The sequence below is a fragment of the Actinomadura bangladeshensis genome (assembly GCF_004348335.1).
Lineage (GTDB): Bacteria > Actinomycetota > Actinomycetes > Streptosporangiales > Streptosporangiaceae > Spirillospora > Spirillospora bangladeshensis.
Window position 1 is genome coordinate 1 of record NZ_SMJW01000087.1, and the last position, 21,567, is coordinate 21,567.

Annotated in this window: 21 protein-coding genes and 1 tRNA gene; 7 read left to right on the plus strand and 15 right to left on the minus strand. The window is 73.4% G+C overall.

Translation table 11 applies throughout. From position 1 onward, the window contains the following. Positions 1-98: 98 nt before the first annotated feature. From E1284_RS18485 to E1284_RS18500, 4 genes are all read right to left on the minus strand, one after another. Positions 99-172: transfer RNA gene (locus tag E1284_RS18485), tRNA-Met, on the minus strand. 50 nt (positions 173-222) lie between these two features. Continuing rightward, entirely contained in the window at positions 223-1,272 is a 1,050-nt protein-coding gene (locus E1284_RS18490) for a YlbL family protein (RefSeq protein WP_131940533.1), read from the minus strand. 27 nt (positions 1,273-1,299) lie between these two features. Beyond that, a complete protein-coding gene (locus E1284_RS18495; protein WP_131940535.1) occupies positions 1,300-1,743 on the minus strand; it encodes a molybdenum cofactor biosynthesis protein MoaE in 444 nt (147 codons plus the stop codon). A 69-nt stretch (positions 1,744-1,812) separates the two neighbouring features. Next, positions 1,813-2,346: a PPA1309 family protein gene (locus tag E1284_RS18500; protein WP_131940537.1), complete on the minus strand. Its 534-nt coding sequence runs from the start codon at positions 2,344-2,346 to the stop codon at positions 1,813-1,815. 120 nt (positions 2,347-2,466) lie between these two features. Between E1284_RS18500 and E1284_RS18505 the strand changes: the two genes are divergently transcribed. Next, positions 2,467-5,394 (plus strand): UPF0182 family membrane protein, encoded by a 2,928-nt coding sequence (locus E1284_RS18505; RefSeq protein WP_131940539.1) that lies wholly within the window; start codon positions 2,467-2,469, stop codon positions 5,392-5,394. 73 nt (positions 5,395-5,467) lie between these two features. On the opposite strand, the gene E1284_RS18510 is transcribed toward E1284_RS18505, so the two are convergent. Continuing rightward, complete coding sequence (locus E1284_RS18510; RefSeq protein ID WP_131940541.1) at positions 5,468-6,550, minus strand: NAD-dependent epimerase/dehydratase family protein; 1,083 nt, start codon at positions 6,548-6,550, stop codon at positions 5,468-5,470. Positions 6,551-6,639: 89 nt separating this feature from the next. Between E1284_RS18510 and E1284_RS18515 the strand changes: the two genes are divergently transcribed. From E1284_RS18515 to E1284_RS18520, 3 genes are read left to right on the plus strand one after another with little or no spacing between them, the layout of a single operon-like run. After that, on the plus strand, positions 6,640-8,070 hold the full coding sequence (locus E1284_RS18515; protein WP_131940543.1) for a zinc-dependent metalloprotease: 1,431 nt from the start codon (positions 6,640-6,642) through the stop codon (positions 8,068-8,070). Beyond that, on the plus strand, positions 8,067-8,243 hold the full coding sequence (locus E1284_RS41575; RefSeq protein WP_163061162.1) for a hypothetical protein: 177 nt from the start codon (positions 8,067-8,069) through the stop codon (positions 8,241-8,243). The genes E1284_RS18515 and E1284_RS41575 overlap by 4 nt, the downstream gene beginning before the upstream one ends. 43 nt (positions 8,244-8,286) lie before the next feature. Further along, a complete protein-coding gene (locus E1284_RS18520) occupies positions 8,287-8,853 on the plus strand; it encodes an NUDIX hydrolase (RefSeq protein WP_243714574.1) in 567 nt (188 codons plus the stop codon). Positions 8,854-8,858: 5 nt separating this feature from the next. On the opposite strand, the gene E1284_RS18525 is transcribed toward E1284_RS18520, so the two are convergent. The 3 genes from E1284_RS18525 to E1284_RS18535 all read right to left on the minus strand — a co-directional run bounded on the left by E1284_RS18525 (position 8,859) and on the right by E1284_RS18535 (position 11,039). Then, on the minus strand, positions 8,859-9,518 hold the full coding sequence (locus E1284_RS18525) for a hypothetical protein (RefSeq protein ID WP_243714575.1): 660 nt from the start codon (positions 9,516-9,518) through the stop codon (positions 8,859-8,861). Next, a complete protein-coding gene (locus tag E1284_RS18530) occupies positions 9,515-10,066 on the minus strand; it encodes a M48 metallopeptidase family protein (RefSeq protein WP_131940577.1) in 552 nt (183 codons plus the stop codon). Before E1284_RS18530 ends, E1284_RS18525 begins: the two co-directional genes overlap by 4 nt. A gap of 172 nt (positions 10,067-10,238) precedes the next feature. Continuing rightward, on the minus strand, positions 10,239-11,039 hold the full coding sequence (locus E1284_RS18535) for an enoyl-CoA hydratase/isomerase family protein (RefSeq protein ID WP_131940545.1): 801 nt from the start codon (positions 11,037-11,039) through the stop codon (positions 10,239-10,241). A gap of 208 nt (positions 11,040-11,247) precedes the next feature. Here E1284_RS18535 and E1284_RS18540 point away from each other — a divergent pair, with 208 nt between their 5' ends. After that, positions 11,248-12,579 carry an ABC1 kinase family protein gene (locus tag E1284_RS18540; protein WP_243714576.1) on the plus strand — a complete coding sequence of 444 codons (1,332 nt, stop codon included), beginning with the start codon at positions 11,248-11,250 and terminating at the stop codon, positions 12,577-12,579. A gap of 56 nt (positions 12,580-12,635) precedes the next feature. On the opposite strand, the gene E1284_RS41580 is transcribed toward E1284_RS18540, so the two are convergent. From E1284_RS41580 to E1284_RS18555, 4 genes are all read right to left on the minus strand, one after another. Continuing rightward, entirely contained in the window at positions 12,636-12,836 is a 201-nt protein-coding gene (locus E1284_RS41580; RefSeq protein ID WP_165965326.1) for a hypothetical protein, read from the minus strand. A gap of 92 nt (positions 12,837-12,928) precedes the next feature. Beyond that, the gene (locus E1284_RS18545; protein ID WP_131940581.1) at positions 12,929-13,207 is read right to left on the minus strand and encodes a WhiB family transcriptional regulator; all 279 of its coding nucleotides are present in this window, start codon (positions 13,205-13,207) and stop codon (positions 12,929-12,931) included. Between the two features lie 122 nt (positions 13,208-13,329). Then, positions 13,330-13,650, minus strand: coding sequence for a hypothetical protein (locus tag E1284_RS41585; RefSeq protein WP_165965327.1), 321 nt, complete (start codon positions 13,648-13,650; stop codon positions 13,330-13,332). Positions 13,651-13,924: 274 nt separating this feature from the next. Continuing rightward, the gene (locus E1284_RS18555; RefSeq protein WP_131940549.1) at positions 13,925-15,088 is read right to left on the minus strand and encodes an epoxide hydrolase family protein; all 1,164 of its coding nucleotides are present in this window, start codon (positions 15,086-15,088) and stop codon (positions 13,925-13,927) included. Positions 15,089-15,224: 136 nt separating this feature from the next. Between E1284_RS18555 and E1284_RS18560 the strand changes: the two genes are divergently transcribed. Further along, on the plus strand, positions 15,225-17,405 hold the full coding sequence (locus E1284_RS18560; protein ID WP_131940551.1) for a sensor histidine kinase: 2,181 nt from the start codon (positions 15,225-15,227) through the stop codon (positions 17,403-17,405). Here the strand turns inward: E1284_RS18560 and E1284_RS18565 are convergent. The 3 genes from E1284_RS18565 to E1284_RS18575 form a co-directional block, all read right to left on the minus strand. Then, positions 17,331-17,936, minus strand: a complete 606-nt coding sequence (locus E1284_RS18565; protein WP_131940553.1) for a response regulator transcription factor — start codon at positions 17,934-17,936, stop codon at positions 17,331-17,333. The genes E1284_RS18560 and E1284_RS18565 overlap by 75 nt on opposite strands. A gap of 3 nt (positions 17,937-17,939) precedes the next feature. Continuing rightward, complete coding sequence (gene tesB / locus E1284_RS18570; protein WP_131940555.1) at positions 17,940-18,815, minus strand: acyl-CoA thioesterase II; 876 nt, start codon at positions 18,813-18,815, stop codon at positions 17,940-17,942. Positions 18,816-19,042: 227 nt separating this feature from the next. Next, on the minus strand, positions 19,043-21,109 hold the full coding sequence (locus E1284_RS18575) for an ATP-dependent DNA helicase UvrD2 (protein ID WP_131940557.1): 2,067 nt from the start codon (positions 21,107-21,109) through the stop codon (positions 19,043-19,045). A gap of 149 nt (positions 21,110-21,258) precedes the next feature. On the opposite strand from E1284_RS18575, the gene E1284_RS18580 reads away from it, so the two are divergent. After that, the gene (locus E1284_RS18580; protein WP_131940559.1) at positions 21,259-21,549 is read left to right on the plus strand and encodes a mycoredoxin; all 291 of its coding nucleotides are present in this window, start codon (positions 21,259-21,261) and stop codon (positions 21,547-21,549) included. Positions 21,550-21,567: the final 18 nt, after the last annotated feature.

Consider the following 21,567-nt stretch of genomic DNA (forward strand, 5'->3'; position numbering starts at 1 on the left):
GTCAGGGCACAGGGGGCTCCGGGGGATCGCCCCCCGGGCGAAATGCGAAGAGTCCGTGGGGAAGCCGCAAAGCGGCGACCAAGAGGACCCCAGACCAGTAGCGGGGGCAGGATTTGAACCTGCGACCTCTGGGTTATGAGCCCAGCGAGCTACCGAACTGCTCCACCCCGCGGTGATGTTTCAAGTCTAGGGCATGGCGGGGAGTGGTTCGGTCGGGTGGCGCTATTTGGCGCAGGCGGGGACGGCGCCGTTGCCGGTGTTGAGGGCGTTGATGGCCTGGATGCTGCCGTGGAGGGTGTCGGCGCGGACGAGGCGGAGGCCGTCGGGGCGGGCGGAGAGGGCGTCGGCGCAGTTGTCCTTGGGGGTGAGGAAGACGGTGGCGCCGGCCTTGCGGGCGGCGATCATCTTCTGCTGGATGCCGCCGATGGGGCCGACTTCGCCTTCGGGGGTGATGGTGCCGGTGCCGGCGATGAATTTGCCCTGGGTGAGGGGGCCGGGGGTGAGCTTGTCGTAGATGGCGAGGGAGAACATGAGGCCGGCGGAGGGGCCGCCGATGTCGCCGATGCTGATGTCGATCTTGAAGGGGAACTTGTACTGGTCGGAGAGGACGATGCCGACGACGGCGCGCTTGCCGGTGGGGTCGGCGACGGTCTTGAGGGCGGCCTTCTGCTCTTTGCCGTCGCGCTTGTAGGTCAGGGTGGCGGTGTCGCCGATCTTGGCCTTGGCCATGGCGCCGGTGACCTGGGAGACGCTGGTCACCTCGGCTCCGTCGAGCGCGGTGATCTCGTCGCCGGGCTTGAGCACGCCGTCGGCGGGGCGCCCCTTCTGGACGCCTTCGACGACGACGCGGGTGGTGACGGGGATGCCGAGTTCGTGGAGGGCGGCGGCCTCGGCGTTCTGCTGGGAGTCCTGCATCGCCCGGGTGTTCTCCTGGTCGACCTCTTTCGGCGTCTCGTCCTTGGGGAAGATCGTCTCTTCGGGGACGATGGCGGTGTCGCCGTCGAGCCAGCCGCGCAGGGCCGTGAAGAGGTCGATGCGGCCGCCGGGCCCGCCGCGGTAGGTGACGGTGGTGAAGTTGAGGTTTCCGGTGGCGGGGTAGATCGTGCGGCCGTCGATGCGGATGAGCGGCTGGCCCTTGTCGTTCGTGCCGAGGGTGTTGCTCGTGGGTCCGGGCATGAGCGCGACATAGGGGACGCGCATGAAGGAGCCGATAACGGCGAGCACGAGGACGAGCACGCTCGCGACGGTGAGCGTGGCGGCACGACGAGACATGCCGGAAACTCTATGCCGTCGGGGGGCTCAGCAGGCCCCGACCCACTCGTCGTCCCCGTCGGCGAAGGTCTGGTGCTTCCAGATGGGGACGTTGGCCTTGAGGTCGTCGATGAGCCGCCGGCAGGCGGCGAACGCCTCGGCGCGGTGCGCGCAGGCCGCGGCGACGACGACGGCGATGTCGCCGATCTCCAGGTCGCCGACGCGGTGCAGGGCGGCGAGGCCGAGGACGGGGAAGTCGGCGGCGACCTTCTCCATGACGGCGCGCAGTTCGCGTTCGACGGTGGGGTGGGCGCTGTAGGCCAGGCCGGTGACGGCGCGGGCGTGGTCGTGGTCGCGGACGGTGCCGGCGAAGACGGCGATGCCGCCGGCGCCGGGGGCGCCGACGGCGCTGTACACCTCGTCGATGGACAGGGGCGTCTCGCGGACGCCGATCAGCCGGATGACGTCCCCGCCCGCAGCGCTTTGGCTCACGTCCCGAAGGCTACCTCTCCGGCCGGGTCGCGGTCCCCGCGGGCGGCGGGGTTCCGGGGGCCGCGGGTCTCACTCGGCGCGGGCGCCCGGCTCGTCGGGGTCGAAGGTGGCGGCGAGGGCCTCGGCGAGGGCGGGCACGAGGTCGGGCCCGGCGAGGACCTCGTCATCGCTGTCGTGGCGGCGCAGCCGGAGGGCGGAGTGGCGGGCGCCGTCGCGCAGGACGCCGACGACCATGCGGACGTCCTCGCGCTTGGGGTGGGACGCGGCGAACGCGGCGGCCTCGGCCTCGTCCTCGGGGATGTCGTCCTCGGCCTCGGGCGGCAGGACGACGCGCTCCATGATGATGGCGCAGCCTTCGACGCCCTCGGGCCAGGCGATGGAGGCGAGGGCGTCCTCGACGGCGTCCTTGTCGGGCAGCGGGGGCTGCTCCAGGGCGGCGAGGGTGTCGGTGTCGGGGGGCAGGCCGAGCTGGTCGGCGAGGTCGGGTTCGGCACGGCGGAGTTCGGTGCTGCGGACGAGGGCGTAGAGGCGCGGCGCGCTGTCCCAGCCCTCCTGGGCCGAGTGACGTTCGAGGTCCAGCACGACTTCTTCCAGAAGACTCACGGGGCCATCTTTCCCCCAATCAGGACCCGGAAATGCCGGAACCCTCGCGACAGTCGGTAAGTTGCATCTACAGCACCGGCGGGCGGCCGGTGAGCGAGACCTCTGATCGGAGGGGCCGACTTGACGTTCCGGACTCCCGCTTTCGGGCGCCGACTCGGTACTGGGCGGACGCGGCTGGTCCTGCCGGTCCTGGTGACACTGGCGGTGCTGCTGGTCGTCTTCCTCGTCTTCACCGCGGTGTACACCGACCTGCTGTGGTACCGGTCGATCGGTTTCTCGTCGGTGTACACGACGCAGCTGCAGGCGAAGATCGTCCTGTTCTTCGGGGCGGGCCTGCTGATGACGCTGGTCGTGGGCGCGAACGTGCTGGTCGCCTACCGGCTCCGTCCGGCCTACCGTCCGCTGTCGGTGGAGCAGCAGGGCCTGGAGCGGTACCGCGCGGTGATCGACCCGCGGCGCCGGCTGATCGCGGGCGTGCTGCTGGGCCTGCTCGGCGTCCTGACGGGGTCGTCGGTGGCGGGCCAGTGGCCGGTGTGGCTGGCGTTCCTGAACCGGACGCCGTTCGGCGTCGCGGACCCGCAGTTCCACAAGGACGTGTCGTTCTACGTCTTCACCTACCCGTTCCTGCGGCTCGTCATCGGTGTGGTCTTCGCGACGGTGATCCTGTCGATCCTGGCCGCGGTGATGGTGCACTACCTGTACGGCGGGCTGCGGCTGCAGGGGCCGGGCGACAAGGCGAGCCCGCCGGCGCGGGCGCACCTGTCGGTGCTCTTCGGGGTGTTCATCCTGCTGAAGGCGGTCGCGTACTGGTTCGACCGGTACGGCCTGGTGCATTCGGAGCGCGGGGTGACGACCGGCGCGTCCTACACCGACGTCAACGCACTGCTGCCCGCGAAGACGATCCTGTTCGTGATCGCGCTGCTGTGCGCGGCGATGTTCTTCGGCAACCTGCTGCGGCGCGGCATGATGCTGCCGGGCGTCGGGTTCACGCTGCTGGTGCTGTCGGCGATCCTGCTGGGCGGGGTGTACCCGCTGCTGATCCAGCAGTTCCAGGTGAAGCCGGACGAGCTGGCCAAGGAGCGCGAGTACATCCAGCGCAACATCAAGTTCACCCGCGAGGCGTACGGGGTGGACGGCGCGAAGGTCGTCCCGTACGGCACCCAGCCCGTGACGGACAAGAAGCAGCTCCAGGACGACGCCGACAAGCTCGGCGGCGTGCGCGTCCTCGACCCGAACGTGGTGGGCGAGACGTTCCAGCAGCTGCAGCGGATCCGGCCGTTCTACCAGTTCCCCGACACCCTCGACGTCGACCGCTACCAGGTGGACGGCAGGTCCGTCGACACGGTGGTCGCGCTCCGCGAGCTGTCGGGGGCCCCGGCGGGGCAGCGCAGCTGGGTCAAGGACCACATGGTCTACACGCACGGCTACGGCTTCGTGTCCGCCTACGGCGACCGGTTCGACTCCCGGGAGCCGGACTTCATCACCCGCGACATGCCGGCGTCCCAGAGCCAGAAGATCAAGGTGGCGCAGCCGGAGATCTACTTCGGGGAGCGCTCGCCCTCGTACTCGGTGGTCGGCGGGCAGGGCCAGAATGAGCTGAACTACCCGGACAACAGCGCGTCGGGCCAGCAGAGCAGCACCTATGCCGGGCAGGGCGGCGTCCGCGTCGACTCGTTCTTGCGCAAGCTGCTGTACTCGGCGAAGTTCCAGGACAAGAACCTGCTGCTGTCGGGCGCGATCAACAAGAACGCCAAGATCCTCTACGACCGGTCGCCGCGCGAGATGGTGCAGAAGGCGGCGCCGTGGCTGACGCTCGACGGCGACCCGTACCCGGCGGTGGTGAACGGCCGCATCCTGTGGATCCTGGACGGCTACACGACGTCCAGCAGCTACCCGTACTCGGAGGAGATGAGCCTCGGGGAGGCGACCCGCGACACGATCACCGATACGCGGTCGGCGGTGGCGCGGCAGGCGAACGACCACATCAACTACATGCGCAACTCGGTGAAGGCCACGGTGGACGCCTACGACGGCACCGTGCACCTCTACCAGTGGGACGAGAGCGACCCGGTGACGAAGACGTGGATGAAGGTGTTCGACAACACCGTCCAGCCGCGCTCGTCGATCCCGCCGGAGCTGGAGGCGCACTTCCGCTACCCGCAGGACATGTTCAAGGTGCAGCGGAAGGTCCTCACCAAGTACCACGTGACGGACCCGTCCGCGTTCTACAACGGCGAGGGCTTCTGGGAGGTCCCGCAGGACCCGACGGTGAAGGGCAAGCGGCAGCCGCCCTACTACCAGAGCCTGCGGATGCCGGGCCAGGAGGCCGAGTCGTTCTCGCTGACGACGGTGTTCAACCCGCGCAACAACCCGCAGCTGGCGGCGTTCATGTCGGTGGGGTCGACGCCGGGGCGCGACTACGGGCAGATCCAGATCCTGCAGATGCCGCGCAACGCGCAGCCGGCCGGGCCCGGCCAGGTGCAGAACTCGTTCGAGACCGACTCGAAGGTGAAGAACGACCTGTTCGCGCTGCGGCAGGGCGGCACCAAGACCGTGGCCGGGAACCTGCTGACGATCCCGTTCGGCGGCGACCTGCTGTACGTGGAGCCGATGTACACCAAGGCGGCGGGCGGCGCCGAGCAGCAGCCGTACCCGATCCTCGGCAAGGTCCTGGTGCGGTACCGGGAGAGCATCGCCGCGGCCGACACGCTGCAGGACGCGCTGAAGCAGGTCCTCGGCGACACGGGCGCGCCGCCCGCGTCGGGCACCCCGGCCGGGCCGCCGGACGGGCAGGAGCAGCTGAGCGCGGCGGCGCAGAAGGCGATCGGCGACCTGAACAAGGCCGTGACCGACTACGAGGCCGCGCAGAAGAAGGGCGACTACCCCGGCATGGGCGACGCCTGGAAGCGGATCAAGGACGCGCAGGCGGCGCTGGCGGCGGCGGGCAAGGCCGTTCCGAAGACCTCGCCGAGCCCGTCGCCGTCCCCATCGCCGTCCGGGGCGCCGTCCGGGTCTCCGTCGCCGAGCGCCACGCCCCCGTCTAGCTGACGCCGTCGAGCTGACGCCGTCGAGCTGACGCCGTCGAGCTGACGGGCGCCCCGGGCCCGCCCGCGGCCCGGGGCTACCTGCGGCGCTTGCGGGCGCGGCGGATCGCGGCGGCGGCGCCGATCGCGGCGACGGTCGCGCCGGCGGCGGTCGCCATCGTGGCCTCCTTGCCGCCGACGCGGCGGCCGACGACGGCGTGCCGGCCCGCGGTCTCGGCCATGACGGCGCGGAGCGCGGCGGCGTTGTCGTGCAGCGGCTTCCAGCCGGCGGCGCGCAGCCGGGCGCAGTCGACGACCCACGGGTAGGCGACGTAGTGCAGGTCGGTGGCGGGCGCCGGGGTCATGCCGAGCCGGTGCAGCCGCTGCGCCATCCCGAAGGTGAGCGCGGCGGGCAGCTCGAAGGTCCGCTTGCCGGTGATCTCGGCGACCTCCTCGGGGCCGAGCCAGCCCTCGGCGCCGACGGCGACGGGCCCGCGCACGTCCGCGGTGACGACGACCTCCAGCGCGGACGCGAGGTCCTCGATGTGGCAGAACTGCCAGCCGGGCGTGCTGCCCTTGACCGACAGGAGCCGGGGCGCCTCGAAGTGGCGGGTGACGACGGTGTCGACGCCGGGCCCGGCGACCGCGGCGGGGCGGACGACGGTGACCTCCAGGCCGGGGTGGGTCACGGGCGCGTTCGCGGCCAGCTCCTCCATCTCCAGGTAGTCGCCGGCGATGCTGGTGCTGGCCTCGGCGAGCAGCGGCGCGTCCTCGCGCAGCGGCACCTCGTTGTCCGGGCCCGCCCCGTACACCATCGCGGAGGTGACGAGCACCACCCGGCGGACTCGGGCGGCCGCGGCGGCGGTGACGACCGTCTGGGCGCCGCGGACGTTGTGGGTGCGGCGCTCGCGCGGGTCGGCGTCCGGGGACCGCTCGATGTCGAGGTTGACGATCACGTCCACGTCGGAGAGCCGTCCGGACAGCAGCGGATCCCGGATGTCGGTGACGCGCCAGATGACGCCGGGCACGTCGCCGCGCTGCCCGTCGATCGCGACGACCTTGCGGATGTCTTCCCGTTCGGCGAGCCGGGCGGCCAGCAGCCGCCCCGCCCCGGACGCGGCGCCGGTGACGGCGACGACCGGGGCCTTGCTACGCCGAGGGCGAACCTTGCCCGTTGCCACGGAGCTGCCCCCTTCCTTGAGTACGCGACCTTGCCGGGACCGGCTAACGTTGCGGATATGAGCCCATCATGCATCCCAGGGGCGATCCGATGAGCAACACTCCCTTCGGCTTCAATCGTCCCGGCGACGGAGACGACGACGACCGGCCCCAGGATCCGTTCTCGGGCATGGGCGGCGACATGGCGCAGTTCGCCGACATGCTGCACCGGTTCGCCGACATGATCGGCGCGCAGGGCGCGGGCGGCGCGGCGGGCGGGCCGCTGAACTGGGATCTGGCAAAGAACATCGCGCGGCACACGGTGGTGGAGCAGGGCGACCCGTCGGTCGTCGACGCCGAGCGGCGCCAGGTCGAGGAGGCCCTGCGCCTGGCCGACCTGTGGCTGGACGAGCGGACGACGCTGCCCGCCGGCATCCGCACCCCGCAGGCGTGGAGCCGGTCGGAATGGATCGAGCAGACGCTTCCCGTGTGGGCGAAGGTGTGCGACCCGATCGCGACCCGCATGGTCGACTCCATGGGCGGGGCGCTCGGCGGCGGCGAGATCCCCGCCGACATGCAGGCGATGGCCGGCCCGCTGATCGGCATGGTCAAGCAGATGGCCGGGGCGATGGTCGGCGGCCAGGCCGGGCAGGCGCTCGGCGCGCTGGCCCGCGAGGTCACCGGCTCGGCCGACGTCGGCCTGCCGCTCGCCCCGGACGGCGTCGGCGCGCTGCTGCCCGCGGGCGTGGACGCGTTCGGCGAGGGCCTGGAGGTGTCCGCCGACGAGGTCCGGCTCTACCTGGCGCTGCGCGAGGCCGCGCACCAGCGGCTGTTCACCCACGTCCCGTGGCTGCGCTCGCACCTGCTGGGCGCGGTGGAGGAGTACGCGCGCGGCATCACCGTCGACCTCTCGGGCATCGAGCAGGCCGTCCAGGGGCTCGACCTGAGCAACCCGGAGGCGCTGCAGGAGGCGCTCGGCGGCGAGCTCCAGCTCCAGCCGGAGGAGACGCCCCGGCAGAAGGCGGCGCTGGCCCGGCTGGAGACGGCGCTCGCGCTGGTCGAGGGCTGGGTCGACACGGTCGTGAACGAGGCCGCCGAGGGCCGGCTGCCGGGTTCGGTGAAGCTGGCGGAGGCGGTGCGGCGGCGCCGCGCCACCGGCGGCCCCGCGGAGCGGACGTTCGCGACGCTCGTCGGCCTGGAGCTGCGGCCCCGCCGCCTGCGGGAGGCCGCCGCGCTGTGGCGGTCGCTGACGCAGGCGCGCGGCACGGAGGGCCGGGACGCGGTCTGGGACCACCCCGACCTGCTGCCGACGGCCGACGACCTCGACGACCCGGACGGCTTCGTCCACGGTCGCGACGAGATCGAGGGCCTGTCCGACCTGGACCTGTCCAACCTGACCAAGGCGCCCGAGGAGGGCGAGGAGAAGCCCGGCGACGGGAAGCCCGACGACGGGCCCGATGACAAGGCGCCCGATGACAAGGCGCCCGATGACGAGGGGCCGGGCGAGGGGCCCGGTCCGGACGACGAGGGGCCGCGGGCATGAGCCGGTCGCGCCCGTCCCGGGTGCGCGGCTGCCGCTACGAGCCCGGGTCGTCCACGAACGCGATCAGGCGGCGCGTCGCACGCGCCAGCCTGTGCTGGCAGCGCCCGATCGACCAGGAGCGGCGGCGCCGCCGTCCCGACAACTCCCGCTACCCCCGCGTGGGCCGCGCATGACGCACCCCGGAGCCGGGCGCCGGCCGGGGCCCGGGATGTCGCGGTGAGCGTCCCGCCGGTCACGTCGGAGTCGCTGTACGGCGACGCGGTGCGGGTGCTGTCGGAGTGGCGGGCGCCCGACGCGGGCCAGGAGCGGGTGCGGCGGGAGTTCCTGCGGCATCTGGAGGAGCATGCGGCCGACGGGATGTGGCGGGCGTGCGCGGCCGGGCACATCACCGCCAGCACCGCCGTGCTCGACGCGTCCCGCACCCGCGTGCTGCTGACCCTGCACGCGAAGGTGAAGGCGTGGCTCCAGCTCGGCGGGCACTGCGAGCCCGGCGACGCGACGCTCGCGGGCGCGGCGCTGCGGGAGGCGACGGAGGAGTCGGGCATCGCGGGCCTGCGGCTGCTGCCCGAGCCCGTCCAGCTCGACCGGCACGCGGTCCGCTGCCACCCGCAGGGCAGCTGGCACCTGGACGTCCAGTACGCGGCGATCGCCCCGGAAGGGGCCCGGTACACGGTGTCGGACGAGTCGGACGATCTCGGCTGGTTCCCGGTGACCGATCTCCCCGAACCGACCGACGACCCCGTCCGGCGCCTGGTGGCACGGGCGGTCTCGCTGCCCGGCTGACCGGGTCAGCGGGCCAGGGGGTGCCCCTCCAGCAGGGCGCGGGTGCTCTCCCAGCCCTCCAGTCCCGGGTCGAGGAAGCGCAGGTCGCCGAGGGTGCGGAGGCGGTGCCAGCCGGGGCCCTGCGGCACGAGTCCGGGGCGGGGCGCGGCGGCGCGGAGGCGGGCCAGCGCGTCCGGGGTGTCGAGGTCGACGTCGCGGAGGGCGGTGGCGAGCCAGCCCGGCAGCGGGAGGCGGGCGGCGAGCGCGACGAGGCCGCGTCCGGCGCCGTCGGCCTGGCAGGCGGCGGACGGGGCGCTGCCGAGGGCGCGGAACAGCTTGCCGAGCAGCAGCGGCGGCAGGTCGGGGGCGTCCGGCGCGACCAGCGCGGCGGACGCGGCGCCGAGCGCGTGCAGGGCGGCGAACGCGCCGGTGAGCGTCGCCTCCCGGACGATCGGGGTGCCGGGCCAGGTGACGGCCTCGGCGTCCGGCTGGTCGGGCGGGTCGAGGACGAGCGCGGGCGTCACCAGTTCGAGCCCGGCGACGACCTCGTAGGTGTCCTCCAGGAGCGCGAGCCGGAACTCATCGGGGTCGACGCCCGGCGGAACGTCCCGCCGCCGGTCAGGCTGGGAGAGCACCGCGGCGAAGCGCGTGCCGGCCGCGGGCACCCGGTCGGGGGCGTCGGTCACCCGGCGGCCTCGTGCGGGTACTCGCCGCCCGGGTGCAGCCCGTCGCCGTGGTGCATGCCGTCGCCGGCGACCTCGGCGTCGGGCGCGTCGGCCTCCAGCGGCAGGTGCGCGGCGGCGGCGACGCCCTCCAGGTAGCCGCGGGCGCGGTCGGCCTTCGGGTAGTTGCCGACCAGCTCCCAGAAGTCGGCGCCGTGCCCCGGGATGAGCAGGTGCGCCAGCTCGTGGACGAGGACGTAGTCGACCACCCAGCCGGGCATGCCGCGCAGCCGGGTGGACAGCCGGATCGTGCCGTCGTCGGGGGTGCACGACCCCCAGCGGGTGCGCTGGTTCGCGACCCACCGGACGCTGACCGGGTCGGCGCGGCCGTCCAGGTAGCGGCGGGACAGCTCGCGGGCCCGGGACTGGAGGTCGGCGTCGCTGGGCCGCCTGCGGCGCTCCCGCTCCTCGAGGCGCTCCAGGATGGTCGCGATCCACTGTTCCTCTTCGGCCTTGCTGAGCCTGGACGGAACCATCACCACCACCTTGTCGCCGTCGCGGTAGGCGGACACGGTTCGCCGCCGTCTGGCGCTGCGGCGGACCTCAACGTTAGGGGGCACGCCTGAACCGTACTCGAAAATTTGCCTCCGCCAAAGGGGGTGTTTGACGTTACCGCAGGTCAGCGCCTAGCTTTTGACCATGGCCGGGGGTTTGCGGAAAACCCCTGGAGCGGTGTAGGCGGCTTTACTCGCCGGTGAATTGCGCGCTGCGCTTCTCCCGCTGGGCCGCCAGTCCTTCGAGCATGTCGCGGGACGACATCGTGACCGGCTGCGCGAGCGATTCCCAGCGCAGCGCCGACTCCATGTCGGTGTGCCCGCCGCCGGACAGCGCGACCTTGGTGAGCCGGGTGGCGATCGGCGCGTTCGCGGCGACCTTCGCGGCGACGGCGAGCGCCTCGTCCGGCAGGTCCGCGCGCGGGAACGCCCGGTTGACCAGTCCGTGCGCGGCGGCCTCGGCGCCGGTGAGGACGCGTCCGGCCAGCAGCATCTCGCGGGCCAGCGGCAGCCCGGCGACCACGGGGAACAGCCAGGTCGCGGCCATGCCGGGGTGCAGCCCGAGGGCGGTGAACGGGGCGAGCAGCTTGGCGTCGTCCGCCGCGTAGCGCAGGTCGCAGGCGAGGGCGAGGCACAGCCCGGCACCGACGGCGTGCCCGTTGACGGCGGCGATCGTCGGGACTTCGAGGCTCCGGATCAGCAGCCACGTCCGGTAGAACTCCAGCATCCTGTCGCGCAGTGGCGGGACGGCGACGGAGTTGGTGTCGGCCAGCCAGGACAGGTCGCCGCCGGAGCTGAACGCGCTGCCCGCTCCGGTCACGACGACGCAGCGCAGGCCGGCGTCGGCGCGCAGGCCCTCGATCGCCGCCTTCCACGCGGCGGTCATCTCGTCCGACATCGCGTTGCGGCGGCCGGGGTCGTTCAGCGTGAGGACGGCGACCCCGTCGGGACGGCGTTCGATCAGCAGCGCATCGGCGGAGTCTCCGGACATGCGCGCCACCGTACCGAATCGCACTCGGACCGCACCAACCGCCCCGCGTCCCCCGCCGGGCGCGCGACCAGCACAGCTCGCTCGCCGCCGTGAGAAAGCGCACACTTACAGTGTTTTGGCAGGTCAGCATGAGGCCGCCGGCGCGGCGTCGGCGATACTTGCTGATGGTTGTGGCGTGAACGACACCCGATCACCGACAATGTACGGCGTGAGCGAACTCCCCCGCCGCGCGGTGACGCGGTCAGCAAAGCTGGCGTCCCTCCCCATCGGCTTCGCGGGACGCACCGCACTCGGCGTCGGGAAGCGGACCTTCGGCAAGCCGGCCGAGGCCGTCGCGATGGAGATCCAGACGCGGACCGCCGAGCAGCTGTTCAAGGTGCTCGGCGAGCTCAAGGGCGGGGCGATGAAGCTCGGCCAGATGCTGTCGATCTTCGAGGCCGCGCTGCCGCCGGAGATCGCGGGCCCCTACCGCGCCACGCTGACCAAGCTGCAGGAGGCCGCTCCCCCGCTGCCCGCGTCGACCGTCCACAAGGTGCTGGCGGAGTTCCTCGGCGCGGACTGGCGCGACTACTTCGAGTCGTTCGACGACAAACCGGCCGCCGCGGCGTCCATCGGGCAGGTGCACCGCGCCGTCTGGCACGACGGCCGCGCGGTCGCGGTGAAGGTGCAGTACCCGGGCGCCGGCAAGGCGCTGATCAGCGACTTCAACCAGCTCGCCCGGCTCGGCCGGCTGTTCGGCGTGCTGATGCCGGGGCTCGACGTCAAATCGATGCTCTCCGAGCTCAAGGAGCGGGTGGTCGAGGAGCTCGACTACACCATCGAGGCCGAGTCCCAGTCCCTGTTCCGCGAGGCGTACCTGGACGACCCGGACTTCTACGTCCCCGAGGTCATCGCCCAGTCCGGCAACATCCTGATCACCGAGTGGATGGACGGCACCCTCCTCTCGAAGATCATCAGCGACGGCGACCAGGACACCCGCGACCACGCGGCGCTGCTGTACTGCCGGTTCCTACTGTCCGGCCCGAAGCGGTCCGGGATGCTGCACGGCGACCCGCACCCCGGCAACTTCCGGCTGCTGGCCGACGGCCGGCTCGGCGTCCTCGACTTCGGCGCCGTGGACCGCATCCCCGGCGGCTTCCAGCGGCGGCTCGGGCTGCTGCTGCGCATCGGCACGATGGCCGACATCGACGAGATCGAGGACGCCCTGCGCCGGGAGGACTTCATCCGCGAGGGCGTCGAGGTCGACGCCGAGTCGCTGCAGGCGTTCCTCGCCCCGATCACCGAGCCGTTCGTCACCGAGACGTTCAAGTTCAACCGGGAGTGGCTGCGCGACATGGCCGCCCGGGTCACCGACCTGCGGCCGTCCAACGTCGTCCGGCAGCTGAACCTGCCGCCCGAATACGTGATCATCCACCGGGTGCTGTCGGCGGGCACCGGCGTGCTGTGCCAGCTGGACTGCGAGATCCCGGCGCGCGCCGAGTCCCTGAAGTGGGTGCCCGGCTTCGCCGACGACGAGGACGGAGAGCTCGTCACCGGCTGACCCCGGGCAAGGCTCAGCGGCGCAGAGGCCGGCCCCCGCGGGCGGCCTCTGCGCCGTCAGTCCCGGTAAGGGGACTGCGGGGCGTGCGCGTACGACTCGCCCCGGGCGGTCGGCGCGAGCAGGACGCGCCGGACGCGGGACGCCCTGGTCCGCGCGTCCCGGCGCGCCCGGCGCAGCGCGCGCACGCGGGCGGCGACCTCGTCCGGCACGGTCACCGGTATTCGCTCTCGCGACAGTTCCTGGCTGAGCAACGTCATCTCGTTCTCCCCGGCCGCCCGGAGGCGCGGTCCCCGCGTGGGGACCACGCCTCCGGGGTCGATTCGGCTGAGCATCGTGGACATCACCGCGCTCACACGGCCACTTCGTCGGGGCGCGGGTACTTGCGCGGGCGGCCGCGCGGCCGCTTGCGCGGCACGATCACGCCGCGGACGAAGAGCTCGCCGCCCCAGACGCCCCAGGGCTCCTGGCGCTCGAGCGCGCCGGCGAGGCACTCCTTGCGGAGCGGGCACTCCAGGCACAGGGCCTTGGCGAGCTCGACGTCGGCGGGAGCCTCGGCGAAGAACAGCTCCGGGTCGGTCCGGCACGGAAGCGTGAGGTCCTCCTCGCTGATGGCGAGGGCCCCCTGCATCACAGTCACCCTTGTTCCTCTCGTTGGATCTCAACGGGTGTGTCGGTGGGTTGTCTGGGCAAAGAAGAAGGCCGCGGATCCGGTGTCTGGATCCGCGGCCTGGGGGCTTGCCGGTAGTCGTGCTAGACCGGTCGCCTCCAGGGGTACGGACCCGACACGCCGCCCTTGAGGGCGACGCCCGTGTGGGCCGTGGCCGGAGCCGGGGCATTCGTGTCCTCGATGAGGTGTTCGGAGACACTCCGCCCCTGGTCGTCCTGGATCAGCTGCTCAAAGCGCAGATCCGCGCGCTGCCACTCGCGCAGTCGCCCGCCGGGTGCCTGGGCATAGGCGCCGGGCATGGCGACGCGGGACATGGACGCGCCGCGCACCGAGACACAAGGCATGGAGGCGCCAGGGACGGCAGCGGTCCAGGACGACGCGAGTTTCATCAACGTGTTGCTCACCGGACTGCACACCACCTCTCTGGCTCCTCGGGCCGGGGGCCGGCGGATCAAGATCCACACGGTCGGCCGGTTGATTGCTCGCGACGAGCGTACGGGGATCCCGCCGAATCTAGCAAGATATTTTTGACCTGCGGTTTTGTGGGTGAGTTCACCCTTTTCCCGGGAAACCCGCGCCGTCCCGCCCGCGTCGAAGCTCACGGGAGTCCCGTGAGAAACGATCTTCTCACGGCGCGGCGCGCACCCCCGCCGGGCGGCGGGGGCACGGCGCCCGGCGTCAGCCCGCCGAGCCGCCCCGCAGGCCGCGGAAGAACTCGCGGATGTCGTCCAGCAGCAGGTCCGGCGCGTCGTGGGCGGCCCAGTGGCCGCCGCGGTCGTACTCGCGCCAGTGGACGATGTTCTTGTGGTCGCGCTCGGCGAACCGGCGCAGCGGCCGGAAGTCGTAGGCGAACGACGCCAGCCCGATCGGGAACGTGGTGGGTTCGGTCTCCTGCCGCTCGTGGTGGTTCTCGTAGTAGAAGCGGGCCGTGGACGCCGAGGTGTTCGTCAGCCAGTAGATGGTGGCGATGGTCAGGATCGTGTCGGGGTCGGGCAGGGCTGCCAAGAGCTGGCCGACCCAGGCCAGCTGGCCGGCCGGGGAGTCCGACAGGGCGTGCGCGAGGGTCTGCGGCTGCGCCTCCTGGGCCCGGTCGTGGATGGAGTGCCGGACGAACCCCTGGAGGAACTCCAGGTACCGCCCCTCCTCCGGGCTGATGCCGGCGAGCTCCGCCGGGTCGCCCGAGGGGAACGAGAAGATCTGGTTGACGTGGACGCCGATCACCCGGTCCGGGTGGCGGCGCCCGATCCAGGGGCTGACGATCGCGCCGGCGTCGTTGCCGTGCGCGCCGAAGCGGTCGTAGCCGAGGCGCGCCATCAGCTCGGCCCAGGCGTCGGCGGTGCGGGCCGAGCCCCAGCCCTTGGTGCGGGTGCGCGACGAGAAGCCGAAGCCGGGCAGGGACGGGACGACGACGTGGAACGCCTCCGCCGGGTCGCCGCCGTGCGCCGCCGGGTCGGTCAGCGGGCCGATCAGGTCCAGGTACTCGGTGAACGTGTTGGGCCAGCCGTGGGTGAGGATCAGCGGGGTGGCGTCCGGCTCCGGCGACCGGACGTGCAGGAAGTGGATCAGCTGGCCGTCGATCTCGGTGGTGAACTGCGGGAACGCGTTGATCCGCGCTTCCTGGGCGCGCCAGTCGAAGTCGGTCCAGCGGGCCACCAGGTCGCGGACGAAGGAGACCGGCACCCCGTACTCCCAGCCCGGCTGGACCGGTCCCTTCTGGACGCCGTCGGTGACCTCGCTCTCGGGGAGCTCGTCGGCGAAGCGCGTGCGGGCCAGGCGGTCGCGCAGGTCGTCCAGGTCGGCCTGCGGCACGTCGACGCGGAACGGTGTGATCTCGAAGCTCATCGGAGCCCTCCTCGTTCGGTACTCCGAGTCTGCTGAGCGGCGGCGGGCGCCAGTAGTGCCCCGTGCACCGGCCGCGCTGCGGTCCGCAGGCCGCTGACATGCAGATTGCACGACCGCGAACTGCATAATTGCCGCCATGCACGACAGCCGCCTGCCGCTCTTCGCCGGGCTCGTCCTGTTCTGGACGTACCGGGTCCTGGTGCTGTGGCTCGGCCCCGTCCCCGGCGACCGGGCCGGGGCGGCGGCGCTGCTCGCCGGGACGTGCGCGGCGCTCGTCCTCGCGGTGCTGCAGGCGCGGGCGCTGGCCTGGCGCGGCTCGCCCGGCAACCTCGCCGGCCAGGCGGTGCTGGCGTACGCGCCGCTGCTCGTCCTCGGCAACGCCTGGCGGCCCGCGTCGCCGCTGCTCGTGGCGTCGGTGCTGATGCCGGCCGCGCCCGCCCGCGCGCGGTGGCCGGCCGCCGCGGGCATCGTCGCCGCCGAGTTCGCGATCAGGGCGGTCTGGCTGACCGACGGCGGTCCCGGGTACGCCGTGTGGGCCGCGGTGGTGACGGCCACCGGCGGCCTGCAGTTCCTCGCGCTGGCGCGGCTGGGGCTGCTGGTCCGGACGCTGGAGGCCACCCGCACCGAACTGGCGGCCCGGCGCGCCGCCGGGGAGCGGCTGCGGATCGCGCGCGGCCTGCGCGCCGAGCTCGGGCGGCGGCTGTCGGCCGCCGCGGCGTCCGACGACCCGGGCGAGATCGTCGCGGCCGCGCGGGCGGCGCTGGCCCGCGCCCGGTCGGTCGCCGACGACTACCGGGACCGGTCGCTCGCGGCCGAGATCGACGCGGCGCGGACGGTGCTCGCGGCGTCCGGCGTCCCGGTGCGCGTCGAGGCGGGCGGGGCCGCGCCGCGGGCGCCGAAGGCCGATGCGGCGCTGGCGGGGGTGCTGCGCCGCACCGTGGTGGCGGCCCTGCGGGACGGGCGCCCCGGCGGCTGCGCGATCGAGTGCCGCACGGGCCCCGGCGGGCCCGAGCGGCTGCGGATCTCCTTCTCCGGCCCCGTGCCGCCGTTCGCCGGGCCGCTCGCGGCCTCGTCCGGCGAGATCGCCGGCCTCGGCGGGCGGCTCGTGACCGGCCCCGCCGTGGAGGCCGAGATCCCGCGGGCGCCGGCCTGGGCGGACGGCCCGGTCGGCGCGGCACCGTGGCTGGCGTTCGCCGTCCTCCTCGTCATCGAGCTGGACCAGCTCAGCACGGTGGCGACCAACGCCTTCCTGGCGCGGGACGCGGGCAGCGCGATGGACCCGGTGTGCCTGGCGGTGGCGGCGGTCGCGCTGCCGCTGGTCGCGGCGCTGCAGCTGTACCACGTGCTGCCCCGCGGGGAGGCGGGGCCGCGGCGCTGGGCGCTGCCCGCCCAGGTGCTGCTGGTCCTCGCGGCGTTCGCGGTCGCGGGGCCGCTCGTCCCGCCGGCCTATGACGGGATTCCCGCGACCTACGCCGGTCTGGTCGCGGGCGTGGCGCTGCTGAACGTGCGTCCGCCCTGGTCGTGGGCGTCGGCCGGCGCGCTGGTCCTCGTCCCGCTGCCGCTGCTGTACGGGGCGCACCCGCCGCCGGCGGCGGCGCTGCTCGGCCTGCTCGCCTCCGCCGCCTTCATGATCACCGTCTACGCGCTGGGGCGGCTGCCCGTCGCGGCGGCCCGGCTGGACGGGGCGCGCCGCGAGCTGGTCCGCACGTCCGTGCTCCGCGAGCGGCTGCGGATCGCGCGGGACGTGCACGACCTGCTCGGCTCCCAGCTGTCGGCGATCATCATCCGGGGCGGGATGGCGGCGGGCCCGGCGGACGGCGCGCGGCTGGCCGGGCTGGCGGGCGCGGCGCTGGCGACGGTCCGCTCGATCGGCGCGGAGCCCGCCCCGCTGCGGCTCGCCGCCGAGGTCGAGAGCGCGCGGGACCTGCTGGCGACGGCCGGGGCGCGGGTCCGGGTCGCGGTCGCCGAGCCCCCGCCGGAGGTCGCGGCCCTGTTCGCCGTCGTGCTGCGGGAGTCGGTGACCAACGTGGTGCGGCACGCGCGGGCGCGGCGCTGCGAGATCACCGTCACGCCCGGCCTGCTCCGCGTCTGCAACGACGGCGCGGGCGCCGCGCGCCCGGGCGCGGGCGGGACGGGGCTGGCCAACCTGCGCTCGCGCGCGGCCGAGGCGGGCGGCGCGCTGGCCGTCGAGCACGCGGCCGGCCGGTTCACCCTCACCGTCCGGATGCCGGACGCCGGCCCGTCAGATCCAGCCCGCCTCGGTGGCGATGCGGATGGCGTCGACCCGGTTGCGGGCGCCCAGCTTGGTCACCGCTGACGCGAGGTAGTTGCGGACGGTCCCGTAGGACAGCCCGATCCGGGCGGCGATCTGCGGCGGCTCCGCACCGGACGCGGTCAGCCGCAGCACCTCCCGCTCGCGGTCGGTGAGCGGGCAGTCCGGGGCGTCGAGCGCCGCGAACGCGAGCTGCGGATCGACCACCCGGCCGCCCGCGGCGACGGTGCGGACGGCGGCGACCAGCTCGCCGGGCGCGCTGTCCTTGACCATGAACCCGGCGACCCCGGCCGCCATCGCGCGGCGCAGCGTCCCGGGCCGTCCGACGCCGGTCAGGATCAGCGTGCGGCAGCCGGGCAGCTGCCGCGCCAGTTCCGCCGCCGCGCTGACGCCGTCCAGGCGGGGCAACTCGATGTCGAGCACCGCGACGTCCGGCCGCTCGCGCAGCGCCGCGGCGACGATCGCGTCCCCCGCGCCGACCTGCGCGACGACCCGGATGTCGTCCTCCCGGTCGAGGAGATCGGCCAGCGCCTCCCGCAGGATCCGGACGTCCTCCGCCAGCAGAACCCTGATCAAGGGTCAGCGCTTGCGTTCGCCGTCGGAGACCCGGACGAGGCCCTCCTGCATGACGGAGACGACCAGCTCCCCCGACCGGGTGAACACCTGGCCGCGGGCGAGGCCGCGGGCGCCGCCGGCGAACGGCGTGTCCTGGTAGTACAGCAGCCAGTCGTCGGCGCGGAACGGCCGGTGGAACCACATCGCGTGGTCGAGGCTGGCGCCCATCGTACGCTTGTCGCCCCAGGCCAGGCCGTGGTTGAGCAGGACGGTGTCGAGCAGCGTCATGTCGGAGGCGTAGGTCATCAGGCAGACGTGCAGCAGCGGGTCGTCGGGCAGGTCGCCGTCCACCTTCAGCCACACCTTCGACTCGGGGGTGGCGAGCGAGGGGTCCTCGGCGGCCTCCCACGTCAGCGGCGTCGCGTGCCGGATGTCGAAGGGGCGCCGGGTGACGAACTCGCGGGCGCCGACCTCGCCGAAGATCGGCGTCAGCCGCTCCAGGCTGTCCGGCAGCGTCTCGGGGGCGGGCGCGTCCGGCATGGCGGCCTGGTGGAACGGGCCCTCTTCGGCGACCTGGAACGACGCCGACAGCGTGAAGATCGCCTTGCCGTGCTGGACGGCCATGACCCGCCGCGTCGTGAACGACCGCCCGTCCCGGACCCGGTCGACGGTGTAGACGATCGGGACGAGCGGGTCGCCGGGCCGGATGAAGTAGGCGTGCAGCGAGTGCACGGGCCGGTTCGCGGGGACGGTGCGCCCGGCGGCGACGAGCGCCTGCCCGGCCACCTGGCCTCCGAAGACGCGCTGCCGCCGCTCCTCGGGGCTGCGGCCGCGGAAGATGTCGTTCTCGATCTGTTCGAGGTCGAGCAGGTCCAGCAGGGCCTTCAGCGATTCCTTCACGGCGGCCAGTCTTCCGTATCGGCCGCCGTGACCGGGATCTCACCTCATGAATGCAGCAGCGCCGTCGGCCTTCCCCGCCGGCCGCGGTGACCGGGATCTCACCCCACGGCCTCGACAGCGCCGTCAGGCTCCCCCACCGACCGCCGTGACGGGAATCTCACCCCACGGGCTCGGCGGCGCCGCCGGGCCTCCCCGCCGGCCGCGGTGACCGGGGTCTCACCCCCGGGTCAATATCCGCACAGGCCCAGCACTGCGTCGCCGTAGCGGTCGAGCTTGACCTTGCCGACGCCCGGGATGCGGGCCAGGTCCTCCAGGGACTCGGGGCCGTGCTCGGCGATCGCCTGGAGGGTGGCGTCGGTGAACACCACGTACGCGGGGACCTTCTGCTCGGCGGACACCTGGGCGCGCCAGTCCTTCAGCGCGATGAGGAGCTCCTCGTTCAGCTCGGACGGGCAGTCCTCGCAGCGGCCGAGCTTGCGCTCGACGGCGGCGGTCAGCGGGCGCCCGCAGACGCGGCAGGGCTGGGGGCCCTTGGCGGGGCGCCGCTCGGCCCGGTCGGCGCGGGGCGGCGTGGGCGTGGTGGTCTTGCCGGTCAGGCCGTCCAGGAAGCGGGACGGGCGGCGGTTCTGCGCCCCGCCGGGCGAGCGCGACAGCGCCCACGACAGCGCCAGGTGGACGCGCGCCCGCGTCACCCCCACGTACAGCAGGCGGCGCTCCTCCTCGATCTGCGCGGGCGTCTTGGCGTAGATGATCGGGAGCGTGCCCTCGGCCAGCCCGACGAGGAACACCGCGTCCCACTCCAGGCCCTTGGCGGCGTGCAGGGACGCCAGCGTGACGCCCTCCAGCGGGGGCGCGTGCTGCGCGGCGGCGCGCTCCTCCAGTTCGGCGACGAAGTCGGGGAGGCCGGCCTTCGGGTTGTCGGCGGCCATGTCCTCGGCGAGCTGGGCGAGCGCGGCGAGCGACTCCCAGCGCGCGCGGGCCGCCCCCGCGCCCTCCGGCGGCCGGTCGGAGAACCCCGCCCCGGACAGGACGTGCCGGACGGTGTGGATCAGCCCAGTCCCGTCGTTCTCGGCGTCGGCGCCCGCCCGCGCCGCGCCGCGCAGCCGGACCACCGCCTCGCGCACCTCGGGCCGCTCGAAGAACCGCTCCGCACCGCGCAGCACGTACGGGACGCCCGCCGCCGCCAGCGCCGACTCGTAGGTCTGCGACTGGGCGTTGATCCGGAACAGGATCGCGATCTCCCGCGCGGGGACGCCCTCGTCGATCAGCTTGCGGGCCTGCCGGGCGGCGTCGTCGGCCTCGGCGACCTCGTCGTCGTACTCGTTGAACACCGGCTCGGGGCCGTCCGCGCGCTGGGCCAGCAGCTCCAGCCTGTGCCGCGCGCCCCGCGCCCGCCCGATCACGCCGTTGGCCAGCCGGACGACCTGCGGCGTCGACCGGTAGTCGCGGACGAGCTTCACGACCTTCGCGCCGGGGTGCTCGCGCGTGAAGTCGAGCAGGTGGGACGGGGACGCGCCGGTGAACGAGTAGATCGTCTGGTTCGGGTCGCCGACGACGCACAGGTCGTCGCGGTCGCCGAGCCAGGTGTCGAGCAGCATCTTCTGCAGCGGGTTGACGTCCTGGAACTCGTCCACCACGAAGTACCGGTACTGCTCGCGGACCTGGTTCGCGACCTCCCGGTGCTCGGTGAGGACGGCGGCGGTCAGCTCCAGCATCCCCTCGAAGTCGAGCAGGTTGCGCTCCCGCCTGAGCTGCTCGTACATCGCGTAGACGCGCGCCACGTCGACGATCTCGGCGGGCGGCCTGCGGTCGGCGCTGACGACGGCGGCCGGGTAGTCCTCGGGGCGGTGCTGGGTGACCTTAGCCCACTCGATCTCGCTCGCGAGGTCGCGCAGCTCGGTCCGCGCGAACGACAGCCCGCACGCGCGCGCCGCGTCCGCGACGAGCCCGATCTTCGAGTCGACGATCTTGGGCGGTTCGCCGCCGACGACGCGCGGCCAGAAGTAGCTGAGCTGCCGCAGCGCCGCCGCGTGGAACGTCCGGGCCTGCACGCCGGGCGCGCCGAGCTGCCGCAGCCGGCTGCGCAGCTCCCCCGCCGCCCGCGTGGTGAACGTCACGGCGAGCACCCGCTGCGGCGTGACGACGCCGGTGAGCGTCGCGTAGGCGATCCGATGCGTGATGGCCCTGGTCTTGCCCGTCCCGGCGCCCGCGAGCACGCACACCGGACCCTTCACCGCCTCGGCGACCGCCCGCTGTTCGGGGTCGAGTCCCTCCAGCACCGACTCAGCCAACATGCCCCCATACTCGCAGCCCGTCCCACCTGCCTCAGCCGATCCGCCACCTGTGGACGGCGAAGGGCGGACGGCGAAGGAATGCGCGGGACGCGGCCACTGTTCTGCGGTAGGCACGGACCGTCCGAACGAACGAGGGAGACGACGAAGCGATGGCGACGCCTTCGACCGCCCATGGCCCCGGCCCGAGCGGTCAGCTCACCATGTACACGACGACCTGGTGCGGGTTCTGCCGCCGGCTGAAGAGCCAGCTCGCCCGGGACGGCATCGAGATGGTCGAGGTCGACATCGAGCGGAACCCGGAGGCCGCCGAGTTCGTGATGAGCGTCAACGGCGGAAATCAGACGGTTCCGACCGTTCTGTTCCCTGACGGCACGGCCGTGACCAACCCGAGCGCCAAGGAAGTCAAGCGCCGCCTCGCGGAGATCGCGAAGACGCACTGAGACCATCGCGAAGAAGGC

Excerpts from the sequence above, each read along its gene's own strand:
- E1284_RS18490 (WP_131940533.1), bottom strand. The coding sequence starts at position 1,272 with ATGTCTCGTCGTGCCGCCACGCTCACCGTCGCGAGCGTGCTCGTCCTC.
- E1284_RS18580 (WP_131940559.1), top strand. The coding sequence starts at position 21,259 with ATGGCGACGCCTTCGACCGCCCATGGCCCCGGCCCGAGCGGTCAGCTC.
- E1284_RS18545 (WP_131940581.1), bottom strand. The coding sequence starts at position 13,207 with ATGCAGGGGGCCCTCGCCATCAGCGAGGAGGACCTCACGCTTCCGTGC.
- E1284_RS41575 (WP_163061162.1), top strand. The coding sequence starts at position 8,067 with ATGAGCCGGTCGCGCCCGTCCCGGGTGCGCGGCTGCCGCTACGAGCCC.
- E1284_RS18560 (WP_131940551.1), top strand. The coding sequence starts at position 15,225 with ATGCACGACAGCCGCCTGCCGCTCTTCGCCGGGCTCGTCCTGTTCTGG.
- E1284_RS41580 (WP_165965326.1), bottom strand. The coding sequence starts at position 12,836 with ATGACGTTGCTCAGCCAGGAACTGTCGCGAGAGCGAATACCGGTGACC.
- E1284_RS18535 (WP_131940545.1), bottom strand. The coding sequence starts at position 11,039 with ATGTCCGGAGACTCCGCCGATGCGCTGCTGATCGAACGCCGTCCCGAC.
- E1284_RS18575 (WP_131940557.1), bottom strand. The coding sequence starts at position 21,109 with ATGTTGGCTGAGTCGGTGCTGGAGGGACTCGACCCCGAACAGCGGGCG.
- E1284_RS18555 (WP_131940549.1), bottom strand. The coding sequence starts at position 15,088 with ATGAGCTTCGAGATCACACCGTTCCGCGTCGACGTGCCGCAGGCCGAC.
- E1284_RS18515 (WP_131940543.1), top strand. The coding sequence starts at position 6,640 with ATGAGCAACACTCCCTTCGGCTTCAATCGTCCCGGCGACGGAGACGAC.